Origin of the sequence: Atlantibacter sp. (genome assembly GCF_032062175.1) — a bacterium.
In the GTDB taxonomy this organism is placed as follows: domain Bacteria; phylum Pseudomonadota; class Gammaproteobacteria; order Enterobacterales; family Enterobacteriaceae; genus Atlantibacter.
In genome coordinates this window covers 276,550-290,255 of sequence record NZ_DAMBQK010000001.1, presented here as the reverse complement: position 1 = coordinate 290,255, position 13,706 = coordinate 276,550, and the positions used below count along the sequence as shown (strand labels likewise).

Genomic DNA, 13,706 nt, shown 5'->3' with positions numbered 1-13,706 from the left:
CGATGACGGAATTGCCCAAAAGCGTACGCTGGCAGCTGTGGATTGTGGCGTTTGGTTTCTTTATGCAAACGCTGGATACCACCATTGTGAACACCGCCCTGCCCTCGATGGCGCGGAGTCTTGGTGAAGATCCGCTGCATATGCATATGGTGATTGTTTCCTATGTGCTGACGGTGGCGGTGATGCTGCCTGCCAGCGGCTGGCTCGCCGACCGCGTGGGGGTACGCAATATCTTCTTTAGCGCCATCGTGCTGTTTACGCTTGGCTCGCTGTTTTGCGCCCAGGCCAGCACGCTGGACGGGCTGATTATGGCGCGCGTGGTGCAGGGGATCGGCGGCGCGATGATGGTGCCGGTAGGCAGGCTGACGGTGATGAAAATCGTGCCGCGCGAGCAGTATATGGCGGCCATGACCTTCGTTACCCTGCCGGGGCAAATCGGCCCGCTGCTCGGCCCGGCGCTGGGCGGTATTCTGGTGGAATACGCCTCGTGGCACTGGATCTTTTTAATTAACCTGCCGGTGGGGATTGTCGGTGCCATCGCCACGCTGTGGCTGATGCCCAATTACACCATGCAAACCCGGCGCTTCGATTTCTCCGGTTTCCTGCTGCTGGCCTTCGGGATGGCGGCGTTAACCCTGGCGCTGGACGGGCAAAAAACGCTCGGCATCTCTGTGGCCTGGATCGGCCTGATGGCGGCAGGCGGTTTGCTGGCGCTGGGGCTGTACATCAAACACGCCCAGGGCAACGAGCGGGCGCTGTTCAGGCTGGAGCTGTTCCAGACGCGCAGTTTTTCCATCGGGCTGCTGGGCAGTTTAGTCGGGCGCATCGGTAGCGGGATGCTGCCGTTTATGACGCCAGTTTTTTTGCAAATCGGCCTGGGATTCTCGCCGTTTCACGCCGGGTTAATGATGATCCCGATGGTGCTCGGCAGCATGGGGATTAAGCGCATCGTGGTGCAGATCGTTAACCGCGTCGGCTACCGCCGGGTGCTGGTGTTCTCTACTCTCGCGCTGGCGCTGGTGACGCTGCTGTTTATGGGCACTGCGCTGCTGGGCTGGATTTGGGTATTGCCAGTGGTACTGCTGTTGCAGGGCGTGATCAACGCGATTCGCTTCTCCACCATGAATACCCTGACGCTGAAAGATCTGCCCGATCAGCTTGCCAGCGGCGGCAACGGCCTGCTGTCGATGGTGATGCAGCTTTCCATGAGCCTCGGCGTCACCGTCGCCGGGCTACTGCTCGGCGCGTTCGGCCATCAGCATCTGACGCCGGACTCGGCGCACAGCGTGTTTCTTTATACCTATCTCAGCATGGCGGTGATTATTGCGCTGCCCGCGCTGGTGTTTACCCGCGTTCCTGACGATGCCCGTAAAAACGTGGTGATCGCCCGGCGCAGAAGGAGTCAGTAATGAAGTTGTGGCGGCCCGGCATTACGGGAAAGCTGTTTCTGGCGATTTTCGCCACCTGTATTTTGTTGCTGATCACCATGCACTGGGCGGTGCGGTTTAGCTTTGAGCGCGGCTTTATTGATTACATCAAACACGGTAACGCTCAGCGTCTGGAACTGCTGAGCGACGCGCTGGGCGAGCAGTATGCCCTACACGGCAACTGGCATTTTTTACGCCATAACGACCGCTTCGTGTTTCAAATCCTGCGCTCGCTCGAACGGGATTCCGACGAGGAGCGTGGCCGCCCGACCGGTCTGCCGCCCCACGGTTGGCGCACCCAGTTCTGGGTGGTCGATGAAAACCAGACCGTGCTGGTTGGCCCGCGCTCGCCGGTGCCGCCGGACGGGATGCGCCGGGCGATTACCGTGAATAACGCCAGCGTCGGCTGGGTGATCGCCTCACCGGTGGAGCGCCTGACACGCTCCACCGATATCAATTTCGATAAACAGCAGCGGCGCACCAGCTGGTTGATTGTCGCGCTATCAACGCTGCTGGCGGCGGCGGCCACGCTGCTGCTGGCACGCGGTCTGCTGGCTCCGGTTAAGCGGCTGGTGGAAGGCACCCATCAACTGGCGGCCGGGAATTTCTCGACCCGGGTCACCACCAACAGCCAGGATGAACTCGGCAAACTGGCCCAGGATTTTAACCAGCTCGCCAGTACGTTGGAGAAAAACCAGCAGATGCGCCGCGACTTTATGGCGGATATCTCCCATGAGCTGCGCACCCCGCTGGCGGTGCTGCGCGGCGAACTGGAGGCGATTCAGGACGGCGTGCGTCAGTTTACCCCGGAGTCGGTGGCGTCGTTGCAGGCGGAAGTGGGCACCCTCACCAAGCTGGTGGATGATTTGCACCAGCTTTCGCTGTCCGACGAAGGCGCGCTGGCGTACCAGAAAGCGCCGGTGGATATCGTCAACCTGCTGGAAGTGGCGGCGGGCGCGTTCCGCGAGCGTTTTCTGGCGCGCGGGCTGACGATTTCGCTGTCGCTCCCCGACAATGCGGTGGTGTTTGGCGATGGCGACCGCCTGATGCAGCTATTCAATAATCTGCTGGAGAACAGCCTGCGTTATACCGATGCGGGTGGCGGATTGCAGATCCACGGGCGCATAGATACTGACACCCTGGCGCTGGCCTTTTCCGACAGCGCCCCCGGCGTCACCGACGCGCAGCTCGGCAAGCTGTTTGAGCGCTTTTACCGCGCCGAAGGATCGCGCAACCGCGCCAGCGGCGGCTCCGGGCTGGGGCTGGCGATCTGCGCTAATATCGTCGCCGCCCATAACGGCACGCTGCGCGCCGACCACTCCCCTTTAGGGGGGATTAGCGTTACTGTATCGCTACCCCTCGACGACGAATTACCGAGAGACGCATGACAGAGCTACCGATAGATGAAAATACGCCACGCATACTGATCGTGGAAGACGAGCCCAAGCTGGGGCAACTGTTAATCGACTATCTGCGGGCGGCAGGCTATGCGCCGACGCTTATCGATCATGGCGATAAGGTATTAAATTATGTGCGCCAGACGCCGCCGTCGCTGATCCTGCTGGATTTGATGCTGCCGGGCGTCGACGGGCTGACGCTATGCCGGGAAATCCGCCGTTTTTCCGAGGTGCCAATTGTGATGGTCACCGCCAAAATCGAAGAGATTGACCGCCTGCTGGGGCTGGAAATTGGCGCGGATGATTATATCTGCAAGCCGTACAGCCCACGGGAAGTGGTGGCGCGGGTGAAAACGATTCTGCGCCGCTGCAAACCGCAAAAAGATCTGGCGAAGCAGGATGCCGAAAGCCCGCTGGTGGTAGACGAAGGGCGTTTCCAGGCGAGCTGGCGCAATAAAGTATTAGACCTGACGCCCGCTGAATTTCGGCTGCTGAAAACCCTGTCGCACGAGCCGGGTAAAGTATTTTCCCGCGAGCAGTTACTGAACCAGCTGTATGACGATTACCGGGTGGTGACTGACCGCACTATCGACAGCCATATTAAAAACCTGCGCCGCAAGCTGGAAGCCCTCGACGAAGAACAGTCGTTTATCCGCGCAGTGTACGGCGTGGGGTATCGCTGGGAAGCAGACGCCTGTCGTTTAATGTAAATCTCATCGCAATAATGCCCATGTAAGTATGGGCATCTTCGATACCAATTTGCGTTGAAGGTACACGGAGGTATTTTTATTTATTCATAAGCAGCATGACGTGTAATTAATCATTGGCATCCATCTTTGAAACATCCGCGCGCAAATAAATCTAAAAAAACACACATCAATATGTGACATTATTAATGGTCGTTTTACACTCGCCTGTAGTTATCAAGCCCTTGCTCACACCGTGTTATTTTCGTTTAGGTTCGTAATGAGCATAGGGATTCCCGGAAAGAGAGCCGAATGCTCTTTTTATGGTTCTGGTTAGTTAAGGAAATATTATGGCGATCCCGGTTTATTTATGGTTGAACGATGATGGTGGCAACAGGGTAAAAGGTTGTGTCGATGTAAAAGATCGTGAAGGCGCTATTGAAATAGTCGAGTTTATGCATAACGTGGAATTACCTATAGATAATCAAACGGGTAGAAACACCAGCAAGCGCATACATAATGATTATTTTCTAATCAAAGAAGTTGATAGTTCATCACCTTATTTATATAAAGGCGTATCGACGGGTAAAAAATTTAAACAAGCCGTTTTAAAATTTTATCGCATTAACCATAACGGTCAGGAGGAAGAGTATTTTCGAGTGACCATGGAAAACGTTAGGGTGAACGAAATTGAACCTTTTATGCTGGATATTAAAAATCCTGCCTATGAAAAGCATAACCACCTTGAAGCGTTTTATTTATCTTATGAGCGGATTACATGGCATTATCTTGATGGAAACATAATGCACTCTGACTCATGGAATAATAAGGAGGCTGCATAATGCCGTGGGTATATAAGGTGAGTGCACATACTTTCTACCTGAATGGTGTATATAAGTTTAATGCCGAATATTCAGGCAGGCCGGAATTCATGAATGATTCCGCTAATGAATGTATCAGCAATAAAGGTCCAATACCGCGCGGTACTTATACCATTGGGGCGGCTTTCTATCATCATAAAACAAAAGCCTACACAATGAGGCTTACACCTTTTATCGAAAATCAGATGTGTGGTCGCGATGGTTTCATGATCCATGGGAATAGCCTTGCACACCCCTTAGATGCTTCTGATGGATGCATAATCTTAAATTTATCCGAACGTAAAATTATTAATGATAGTACAGACAAAATACTGGTAGTAGAGGATTAACATGAAAAAATCGTTGATTATCCTGGTAACTTTTTTACCAATGTTGTCATATGCTAAAAATTACGGATGTGCGACTGCCGGTGCCTCAATGGAAATATCTCTTTTTGATGCATTATCAAAGCAATTAAAAATAGACACATCAACTATTGCACGCGAAAAAACACAAGTAAAAGTATTAGACATCACTCCAATATCTAAGACATATGCTGAATATCTGGCAAGGATTGATTTCAATAAATATCCTGAAAAAGATAAAACAGAGGATACCTATAACAGAATTTTCTTTTCCAGTTTGTATGAGAATGAAGTCAAGTCTATCACCGCCCAATACACCTACTTTAACAAAGACAAAAAGAAAGCTGTTTTTATAGCAACCAGCCTTATGAATAAAGATGAATGCTCAATAAGGTTTAACGGGTATATTACGCTATCCAGAGAATTTTAAGGTATGTGTATAAAATAAAGCCCTTGCCGTTAATGCCAGGGCTTTTGTTATTTATTAAGCGTAACGTTAAGTCTCCCGCTCCCGCGCCGCGCTTTACCTCAGCGCCTCCCGACGCTACAATTCCCGCCTTCAATGTGGGGATAACCTTCCCCCAAGCCGCCCCACCCGGTGAGGCGGTTCTGACCTGACATCAGAACGAGAACACCATGTTTAAACCCGAACTTCTTTCCCCGGCGGGAACGCTGAAAAACATGCGTTACGCTTTCGCCTATGGCGCGGACGCCGTGTATGCCGGCCAGCCTCGTTACAGCCTGCGGGTGCGCAATAACGAATTCAATCACGAGAACTTACAGCTCGGCATCAACGAGGCCCATGCGCTGGGCAAAAAATTCTACGTGGTGGTGAATATCGCGCCGCATAACGCCAAGCTGAAAACCTTTATCCGCGACCTGAAACCGGTGATCGACATGGGGCCGGATGCGCTGATTATGTCCGATCCAGGCCTGATCATGATGGTGCGCGAAGCCTTCCCGGAAATGGATATTCATTTGTCGGTGCAGGCCAACGCCGTTAACTGGGCAACGGTGAAATTCTGGAAACAAATGGGCCTGACGCGAGTGATTTTATCCCGCGAACTGTCGCTGGAAGAGATCGCCGAAATCCGCGAACAGGTGCCGGATATGGAGATTGAAATCTTCGTTCACGGCGCGCTGTGCATGGCCTACTCTGGCCGCTGCCTGTTGTCCGGCTATATCAATAAGCGCGACCCGAATCAGGGCACCTGCACGAATGCCTGCCGCTGGGAATATAACGTCAAAGAAGGCAAAGAGGATGATGTGGGTAATATCGTGCACGTCCACGAGCCGATCCCGGTGCAGACCATCGAGCCAACGCTGGGTATCGGTGCGCCGACCGACAAAGTGTTTATGGTGGAAGAAGCCCAGCGCCCTGGTGAATACATGACCGCGTTCGAAGATGAACACGGCACCTATATTATGAACTCGAAAGATCTGCGCGCTATTCAGCATGTGGAACGCCTGACCAAAATGGGCGTGCATTCGCTGAAAATCGAAGGCCGCACCAAATCGTTCTACTACTGCGCCCGTACCGCCCAGGTGTACCGCCGCGCCATTGATGACGCCGCAGCGGGTAAACCGTTCGACCCTACCCTGCTGGAGACGCTGGAAGGCCTGGCGCATCGCGGCTATACCGAAGGGTTCCTGCGCCGTCATACCCATGACGATTACCAGAACTACGAATACGGCTTCTCGGTATCCGATCGCCAGCAGTTTGTCGGTGAATTTACCGGTGAGCGTCGCGGTGATCTGGCGGAAGTAAAGGTGAAAAACAAATTCTCGGTTGGCGACAGCCTGGAATTGATGACCCCGCAGGGCAACATCAACTTCACCCTTGAGCATCTGGAAAACGCCAAAGGCGAAAAAATGGACGTGGCGCCGGGAGATGGTTATACCGTCTGGATGCCGGTTCCTCAGGATTTAGCGCTGGAATTTGCGCTGCTGATGCGCAATTTCACCGGTCAGAGCACCCGTAATCCTCACGGTAAGTAATTCATTTAGGTTATTTTTTCTCATAGGATGAATCTTAGAAAGAGATCACATACCGCTACCAACGATCCGGGTATGATTCGTTTCGCTGAAAAACATAACCCATAAATGCTAGTTGTACCAGGAACCACCTCCTTAGCCTGCGTAATCTCCCTTACGCAGGCTTATTTTTTTCTTCCTCTTTCGGTGCGTTCTGACACGCAATTTTATTATCCAGGATACACTTCCTGAAGATTGACTCACTTCAGGACACCCCATGGACAGCATCCCCGCTTCACTGATGGTTCTTAATGGTAAAGGCGCAGGCAATGACCTGTTGCGAAGCGCAGTTAAACTGCTGCGTGAAGAAGGCATTACCCTGCATGTTCGCGTGACGTGGGAAAAAGGCGATGCTGAACGCTTCGTCAATGAAGCGGTGGCGCTGGGTGTGGAAACGGTGATCGCAGGCGGCGGCGACGGCACCATTAATGAAGTGGCAACTGCGCTTTCACGTATCGATACGGCCATACGTCCGGCACTCGGTATCGTGCCGCTTGGCACGGCCAATGATTTCGCCACCAGCACCGGCATACCGGATGAGCTGGATAAAGCGCTAAAACTCGCCATTGCCGGTAAAGCAACACCCATCGATCTGGTTGAGGTAAACAGCGAAGCGGCGTTTATCAATATGGCGACGGGCGGCTTCGGCACCCGCATCACCACCGAAACGCCGGAAAGGTTAAAAGCCGCGCTGGGTAGCGTCTCCTATTTGCTGCATGGCCTGTTGCGCATGGATACCCTGCAACCGGACCGCTGTGAAATTCGCGGCGAAAATTTCCAGTGGCAGGGCGATGCGTTGGTTATTGGCTTCGGCAACGGGCGTCAGGCGGGGGGCGGCCAACAGCTTTGCCCGGATGCCCTGATTAATGACGGGCAACTGCGGGTGCGGATTTTTACCGGCGACGAGCTGCTGCCCGCGCTGTTCACCACCCTTACCCGCCCGGACGATAGCCCGAATATTGTGGACGGCATTTCTTCGTGGTTTGAAATCACCTCGCCGCACGAAATGACTTTTAACCTGGACGGCGAACCCCTCAGCGGCCAGCAGTTCCGCCTGGAAGTGAAGCCCGGCGCGCTGCTGTGTCGGCTGCCGCCGGATTGCCCGCTGTTACGCTAACCCCGACAATACAAAGACGGCGTACGGCTGGTAAAGAACATCCAGCCGTCGTGACTGACTTTGGTGATATTCAGATAAAACGTCACCCCAGGATGAAGATAAAACTGCGGCAGCGTCGCTTCCAACACCGCTCCGTCGGTACTGCTGCCCGTTGATGAAGTGACTTCCTTTGAGATCAGAAAATAATCATTCCCTTTACGGGTAAAATTAAAAAACACATTATGGTTCACCGCTATGGCCGGCGCGTTCTCTGGCTGAATTTCACCGCGCAATACCGCCACACCGGTGTCGCCGTTAAATATATATTTCACCGCCATACTGGCTTTCATCGGCGGTCGCTCAATAAGCGTTTCGCCAAGACAATTAAAATGTTCGCGCTGCCAGTATTGCCAACCATAGACCGCTCCCGCCGTAACGATTGCCAGAAAAATTAGGCCACTCAATGAAATAAAAATATTACGCATTGTCATTTTTAGTACTCGTAAATATATAGCGCATGACGCACTGATTTTTTCCCCACAGATGAAAAGCGTTGCGGCAGCTTAATACCGACATTCGTGAAAAATTGTTATAGGCAGATAAATATACCCAGGGCCGGGTACGGCAATCCTGCATAAAATTGCGGGAAAATTGCTGATGTTTTTTATAATCGACGGTATCTGGATTACCAAAAAAATGGCAGCCGTTAAGATTCTCCAGCAGGATATAGTGCTGAAAACGCAGATCGAGGGTACTCCGCCAGGTAAAGAACCCCACTCCAGCGCAGACGGCTACAGCAACCAATGCGGCGAAAACTTTACCCCACAGCCCCGGAGGTTTTGTGACTTCCGCCGTGGTGGGTATACTGCGCGCGAGCTCGGCAGCTGGCGGGACCGGCTCATCTTCTTCTTCACACGTATCAATTTGCAGTTGGGATTCCAGTTTGATACCGACCTTTGGGACGGTAACAATCCATTCTTCATTTAAGCCAAATTCCTTAAAAGCCCGGCGTAACAATGAGATATTTTGGTAGAACGTATTGTTGGTGACTTGCGCGCCATTATTGATCCATACCTGCTGAAAAAAAATGTCGCGTAATATGACTTCGCCATGATGGCGTATTAGTAAATCCAGGCAGCGGCTGGCAGGATTACTGAGGGCAAGCGTTTTCCCCTCCTCTACCTGTGAGACGAGTTTATGTTTTTGCGGCCAGAAGGCCACGGTTCCATTAAGTAAATAGACCTGTGTCATCTTAATCCCTGATTAGCAAATCGTTTTCTATCACAATAGCGCCAGACGCGGGATCACTTTACGGGAGCCGTAAAATCCCACGTATTGCCGTCATCGTTAATTACCGAGAAGTTTATCTTATTTTGCGACGGCTCAGGAGACATGGCTGTCATTATTACGGCTCGCGAGAACGGTGGAATCACCATTCCAGGTGATGAATATTTTGAATACCGAACATCCATAAGAGAAATGTTCCATGATGATTCATTGATGGCGACTATAGAACCAGACTGGCGATAAAACGCCAGCTTTTCGACTGTTTTCCGATCAAGCGGGCCGACGCCTTTAGGCCGCCACATGACTTTCAACTGGGTACGTAATGCCAGCCGCAGCTTTTCCCCAGCCGGTTCTGTGCGGCTTTCCGGGGGGATTTGATAAAGATTCAGCCAGAATAACGACTCACGATCGGCAGGCAGTCCGCTGCCGTGGGTCAATATACGCAGCGACTTGCTTTCCCCGATATTCAACCGAAACACCGGCGGTAACACCACAAACGGCGCTTTTGCGCTATCCGGGGTGTTACGCGGATCGCCGTCGTCCACCCAGGCCTGCACCACCACCGGGTAATCGCCGTCGTTGATCAGATCCACCGCCGCTTGCGCCGCCCCCTGGTTGAAAATCACCCGCGAGGCGTTGACGTTTACCGCACTGTGTCCGGTTGCGTTAACCAGCAGGCACAGCGCCATCAGGCTACTGAAGACGTAACAGAATTTGAGCATGAGATTGATAGGTTCCGGCACTCAGGGCATCGGCACCAAAACTCCCCAGCCGCGCCTCAAACGTTTCTTGATAGTAATTCACGCCATTCTGGCTGCTGGTCAGGGACGGCGCCCCGGCGAAAACGGGGGTCCAGCCGCCCGCGCTGCCCGTACCCGAGGTATCGGTGGTCAGGAAATTCATCGGGCTACCGTTGCGGTAAATCCGCACGCCAACGCCTTTCGCGTGTCCCGCCTCGCCGTAGTTTTCATCCAACAACCAGGTGACCGCGCTGCCGCTAACCAGGTTGAAACCGCGGGCGGCCGCTACGCTACTGGCGGGGGCTAAAAAGCCCAGCGCAACGTTGTTTTTATTGGTCGCCACGCCGGAGACAACGGCGGATTCGCAGGCGAAGTTAAGCGTAAAGTTGGTGCTGCGTGAAGCGCCTGCGTTCAGTTCCGCAACGGTGATTTTGGTGAACAGCACCAGCGGCGTAAAATCCTGGATCTGGCAGATTGCCGAACGCCGCACCACAATGCCATTGCTGTACAGCGAAACGATACCTGGCCAGTCGTTGGGCCAGCCGGACCAGTTGCCGCCATAGTGCTTTTCACCAATCTTAATGCTCCAGCTTAACGTGCCCGGTCCGCGAAACACCTGATAGCCGGTCGGCGTTACCACGGCGTTATAATTAAAGCTGGCGGCGGTATTGGCGTAATAGCGCTCGTCCGCCGTTTTAATCAGTTCTGCGCGGATCGGCGAGAAGTTTTTGGCTTTAATCAGGAAGTTGCCATTGGCATCGGTATCCAGATTAGTCATTGCCCGTTGTTGCCATTCGCTGCGAAAAGGTAAACCGGTTTCTTCATGCGTCAGGCGCAGCGCCACGTTTTTCGCCAGCGTCAGGTAAGCGTTGGGTACATCGGTGGCTTCATACATACCGCCGTAAGCGTCATCGCCATTGGTGGACCAGGCTTCGAACAGTTGCCCGACGGTGTCGGGTGTACAGCGGAAAAAGACCTGCTCAGGATCGTAGCCGCCCCGATGGGCGAAAACGGTATAGGGAATGCCCCCTGCCGATGACAAAATCGTGCCAGGCGGCTGGAAAGTGTGGTTGCTGGAGATGTCGATTGATGTCGACAGTCCAGGCAGCAGGCCATTCTGGGCATCATTCGCCGCCGTCCCGCGCCAGTTGCTGCCGATACCGTCGCTGGGGCTGCTCAGCCGGTGAGTGCCGATGGCCCCGGATGCGCTGGCGCTGTAGGGGTAGATAATGTATTCGCAGGCACCCGTCGCGGCTCCGGATACCACCATCAACAGCGTGCCGGTTAACAATTTTTTCATGGCGATTCACAGGCTCCGGTTAATGAAATAAGCGGTTGGTTTACTTGCGCTGGCGTAAGGCGATAAGCCACCACGCACGCCTTACCGCCGTCACGCCAGATAGTGACGCGCCCTTGCGGTTGTGCAACGCGCGCATAGGCCTGGAGCCCCTGTCCCACCATGCCAACGATCGCGCCCTGGCTGTCTTTGACATCCGCGCCCAGAACCACGCCCTGCGCGCTTTCCGGCTTCAGGGACACGATCAGCGCATGGCCCTGTAGGGTGGCAAACTTCAGCTTCACGGCCGCCCCGGCCCAGGGCGCGATGCGCTGCTGGCTTTCCTGCAATTCGGTCTGGTTATCCAGCGCCCGGCTATCCAGGCTAATGGTGTTGTAGCGATACGGCGTCAGAGAGGGCACCAGCGCATAGCCATGACTGTCGACGACCGCATTCTGGGTGCTGGCAACGCGCGCGCCCTGTGCGCCATCGGCCTCGATTAAAGCAAAGGTTTCGCCGAGCCACGGTCCGGTCGTCAGCCCGCCGCCGTGGAGCACCGCCGCGCCGCGCACGCCGCCGGACCACTGCTGATAATTCGACGCCCGGGCATAGCTGCCGTTCAGGGTGCCGAAATTGCTCATCTTTTGTAGCGTTGCGCTCCAGTTATTCTGGGCGGCGTTGCCGTCTTTCCCCTGTTGCCAGCCCGCAGATACGGCATAACTGAGCGTCTCTTTCTCATCCAGCGGGCCGGTTAACGATACCTGGCTGGATGCCCCGGCCTGCCGGGACCGGCTGGCAGACCAGGAAACATAATGGTCGCGCTCGCCAAAATTGAGCGGCAATGAGAGCGTCAGGGTAAACAGATTTTCCTTCTGCCCGTCGCGCAACCGCTCGCGGGTGTCGCCACTGCGCGTCATCCACCAGGATTGCTGGCGGCTGACGGTGAAATTCAGGTTCGCCCGGCCAATTTGTGTGGAGTAGCCCATCTGCAACTGCGTCGAGCGGCCCCGGTCATCGTAGTAATCCATCATCGAGCCAGAAAACCACAGGTTGCCGAGATCGCCCAGTGACTGGTTGAGCGTGGCGGTAAACTGGTTACGCTGATTCAGGGAATCGGAGCGCCAGCTCGCGTCATGCTGCCAGCGGCGTTGCGCCAACACATCGCTGAAATCGCGATAGCCTGAGGTGGAATAGCGATATCCCGCCAGCGCCACGTGGGTGCCGGTTGGCGCAAAGGTGCGGCTCCAGTGGGTTTGCCAGCGCCATCCCTGTTCGGTTTGACCGGCGATTTTGGCGCGAGACGCGGTGACGTCGCTGCCGAAAGCCCCAAAACGGGTCGCCACCACGCCCCCCACCACCAGCGCCTGGTAATCGTCTCCCGTCCGGGCGGCGGCGTTGAGCGTCAGGGTGTTTGACCAGCCGTGTTCCAGCGTAAAATCTGCAAAACGGTTATTCACATGCGGATAGTCTCGCGCTACCCCCAGTACACTGCTGTAACGCCACGTGCCGGGGCGCATCGAAAGCGGCACCGAAGCAAACGGCACGGTGAACTGGCTGCGCTTGCCTTGCGCTTCAATCACATCGACCTGTAAATCGCCTTCCCAGGCGGTATTCGCCAGGTTATCGATCAGGAACGGCCCTTCCGGCACGCTGGTTTCATAGATCTTGCGGCCATTTTGGCTGACCACGACGCGCGCCGGGCTTCCTGCGGTGCCGCGGATTTCCGGGGCGTAGCCGCGCCGCGATAGTGGCTGCATCCGCTCATCGGTCTGGAGTTTGACGCCGGTAAAGGCCACGCTGCCCAGCAAATTCCCGGCGGTATAGCTTTCGCCCAGGGTTAATGTACTGCCCAACGCGGCAATCGGGCGCTGCACCCAGGTTTGCAGGTTGTCCCATTTCTGAGTTTGCCGATCGTTATAGCGGCTGATGCTGGCCGAGGACTGCTGGCGGAACTGCCATAAGCCCAGATTGATGCCGGAGTTCAGCCCCAGCCAGCCGTAATCGCTGCGGTTGCCGTGGCCGCTGCTGCTGTAATAATTAGCGTTATAGTTGGTGAACAACACGCTTTCCCCGGCATTCCATTGCGCAACGGGCACCGCATCCGCCGGGCCTTTACGCAGCGCAGCCTGCGGCACAAACAGCGATAACTTGAGTTCCGCGAGCGCCAGATCCCAGCGCGCGCCATCCACCACTGCCTGCGGATACAGGCAATTCATATCGCTATCCTGCTTAACGGTAACCCCCTGGCTTTCCCAGAATGCCGCGCTAAGGCACGGGACCACATCGCCGGACGGCAGCGTTTGAAATGGGATCTCATCCTGCCGGATAAAGTGATTATTCAGCCAGATATCTACGCTGTAACGGCCCGCCGCTACGGTGTTTTCCTGGTTAAAGCGTTCAATACCTTCACCATAACCGCTGCCTAAAAACAGCGATGCGTCGAAAGTAAAACCCTGATCCTGCCCGGCGGCGGCTTTTGCATACGCGTTATTCATCACGCCCAGCAGTACGCAGGCGGCGATTTTTGCCAGCTTCATG

13 protein-coding genes are annotated in these 13,706 nt (G+C 54.7%); 8 read left to right on the top strand and 5 right to left on the bottom strand.

Annotation, left to right across the window (positions count from 1 at the left end; genetic code table 11):
* Positions 1-2: 2 nt before the first annotated feature.
* The 8 genes from RT120_RS01340 (at position 3) to yegS (ending at position 7,886) form a co-directional block, all read left to right on the top strand.
* On the top strand, positions 3-1,409 hold the full coding sequence (locus RT120_RS01340; RefSeq protein ID WP_312978515.1) for an MFS transporter: 1,407 nt from the start codon (positions 3-5) through the stop codon (positions 1,407-1,409).
* The gene (gene baeS, locus RT120_RS01335; protein WP_312978513.1) at positions 1,409-2,815 is read left to right on the top strand and encodes a two-component system sensor histidine kinase BaeS; all 1,407 of its coding nucleotides are present in this window, start codon (positions 1,409-1,411) and stop codon (positions 2,813-2,815) included. Before RT120_RS01340 ends, baeS begins: the two co-directional genes overlap by 1 nt.
* Positions 2,812-3,534, top strand: a complete 723-nt coding sequence (gene baeR, locus RT120_RS01330) for a two-component system response regulator BaeR (RefSeq protein WP_312978511.1) — start codon at positions 2,812-2,814, stop codon at positions 3,532-3,534. The genes baeS and baeR overlap by 4 nt, the downstream gene beginning before the upstream one ends.
* A 326-nt stretch (positions 3,535-3,860) precedes the next feature.
* Positions 3,861-4,352, top strand: a complete 492-nt coding sequence (locus RT120_RS01325; protein WP_312978509.1) for a type VI secretion system tube protein TssD — start codon at positions 3,861-3,863, stop codon at positions 4,350-4,352.
* Positions 4,352-4,720, top strand: a complete 369-nt coding sequence (locus RT120_RS01320; protein WP_312978507.1) for a tlde1 domain-containing protein — start codon at positions 4,352-4,354, stop codon at positions 4,718-4,720. Before RT120_RS01325 ends, RT120_RS01320 begins: the two co-directional genes overlap by 1 nt.
* Position 4,721: 1 nt before the next feature.
* On the top strand, positions 4,722-5,165 hold the full coding sequence (locus RT120_RS01315) for a Shiga toxin A subunit (RefSeq protein ID WP_312978505.1): 444 nt from the start codon (positions 4,722-4,724) through the stop codon (positions 5,163-5,165).
* Positions 5,166-5,371: 206 nt separating this feature from the next.
* Positions 5,372-6,733, top strand: a complete 1,362-nt coding sequence (gene yegQ, locus RT120_RS01310; RefSeq protein WP_312978503.1) for a tRNA 5-hydroxyuridine modification protein YegQ — start codon at positions 5,372-5,374, stop codon at positions 6,731-6,733.
* A gap of 253 nt (positions 6,734-6,986) precedes the next feature.
* Positions 6,987-7,886 (top strand): lipid kinase YegS, encoded by a 900-nt coding sequence (gene yegS, locus RT120_RS01305; protein ID WP_312978501.1) that lies wholly within the window; start codon positions 6,987-6,989, stop codon positions 7,884-7,886.
* On the opposite strand, the gene RT120_RS01300 is transcribed toward yegS, so the two are convergent.
* From RT120_RS01300 to RT120_RS01280, 5 genes are read right to left on the bottom strand one after another with little or no spacing between them, the layout of a single operon-like run.
* Positions 7,883-8,356, bottom strand: coding sequence for a hypothetical protein (locus RT120_RS01300; RefSeq protein ID WP_312978499.1), 474 nt, complete (start codon positions 8,354-8,356; stop codon positions 7,883-7,885). The genes yegS and RT120_RS01300 overlap by 4 nt on opposite strands.
* Positions 8,343-9,116 carry a transcriptional regulator gene (locus RT120_RS01295; RefSeq protein ID WP_312978497.1) on the bottom strand — a complete coding sequence of 258 codons (774 nt, stop codon included), beginning with the start codon at positions 9,114-9,116 and terminating at the stop codon, positions 8,343-8,345. The genes RT120_RS01300 and RT120_RS01295 overlap by 14 nt, the downstream gene beginning before the upstream one ends.
* A 53-nt stretch (positions 9,117-9,169) precedes the next feature.
* Entirely contained in the window at positions 9,170-9,874 is a 705-nt protein-coding gene (locus tag RT120_RS01290) for a molecular chaperone (RefSeq protein ID WP_312978495.1), read from the bottom strand.
* Positions 9,846-11,192 (bottom strand): fimbrial protein, encoded by a 1,347-nt coding sequence (locus tag RT120_RS01285; RefSeq protein WP_312978493.1) that lies wholly within the window; start codon positions 11,190-11,192, stop codon positions 9,846-9,848. Before RT120_RS01285 ends, RT120_RS01290 begins: the two co-directional genes overlap by 29 nt.
* Positions 11,189-13,705 (bottom strand): fimbria/pilus outer membrane usher protein, encoded by a 2,517-nt coding sequence (locus tag RT120_RS01280; RefSeq protein ID WP_312978491.1) that lies wholly within the window; start codon positions 13,703-13,705, stop codon positions 11,189-11,191. Before RT120_RS01280 ends, RT120_RS01285 begins: the two co-directional genes overlap by 4 nt.
* Position 13,706 lies beyond the last annotated feature (1 nt).

Coding starts and splice junctions, on each gene's coding strand:
- RT120_RS01280 (WP_312978491.1), bottom strand. CDS start 13,705: ATGAAGCTGGCAAAAATCGCCGCCTGCGTACTGCTGGGCGTGATGAAT.
- RT120_RS01315 (WP_312978505.1), top strand. CDS start 4,722: ATGAAAAAATCGTTGATTATCCTGGTAACTTTTTTACCAATGTTGTCA.
- RT120_RS01285 (WP_312978493.1), bottom strand. CDS start 11,192: ATGAAAAAATTGTTAACCGGCACGCTGTTGATGGTGGTATCCGGAGCC.
- RT120_RS01325 (WP_312978509.1), top strand. CDS start 3,861: ATGGCGATCCCGGTTTATTTATGGTTGAACGATGATGGTGGCAACAGG.
- yegS (WP_312978501.1), top strand. CDS start 6,987: ATGGACAGCATCCCCGCTTCACTGATGGTTCTTAATGGTAAAGGCGCA.
- RT120_RS01300 (WP_312978499.1), bottom strand. CDS start 8,356: ATGACAATGCGTAATATTTTTATTTCATTGAGTGGCCTAATTTTTCTG.
- RT120_RS01290 (WP_312978495.1), bottom strand. CDS start 9,874: ATGCTCAAATTCTGTTACGTCTTCAGTAGCCTGATGGCGCTGTGCCTG.
- baeS (WP_312978513.1), top strand. CDS start 1,409: ATGAAGTTGTGGCGGCCCGGCATTACGGGAAAGCTGTTTCTGGCGATT.
- RT120_RS01340 (WP_312978515.1), top strand. CDS start 3: ATGACGGAATTGCCCAAAAGCGTACGCTGGCAGCTGTGGATTGTGGCG.
- RT120_RS01320 (WP_312978507.1), top strand. CDS start 4,352: ATGCCGTGGGTATATAAGGTGAGTGCACATACTTTCTACCTGAATGGT.
- RT120_RS01295 (WP_312978497.1), bottom strand. CDS start 9,116: ATGACACAGGTCTATTTACTTAATGGAACCGTGGCCTTCTGGCCGCAA.
- baeR (WP_312978511.1), top strand. CDS start 2,812: ATGACAGAGCTACCGATAGATGAAAATACGCCACGCATACTGATCGTG.
- yegQ (WP_312978503.1), top strand. CDS start 5,372: ATGTTTAAACCCGAACTTCTTTCCCCGGCGGGAACGCTGAAAAACATG.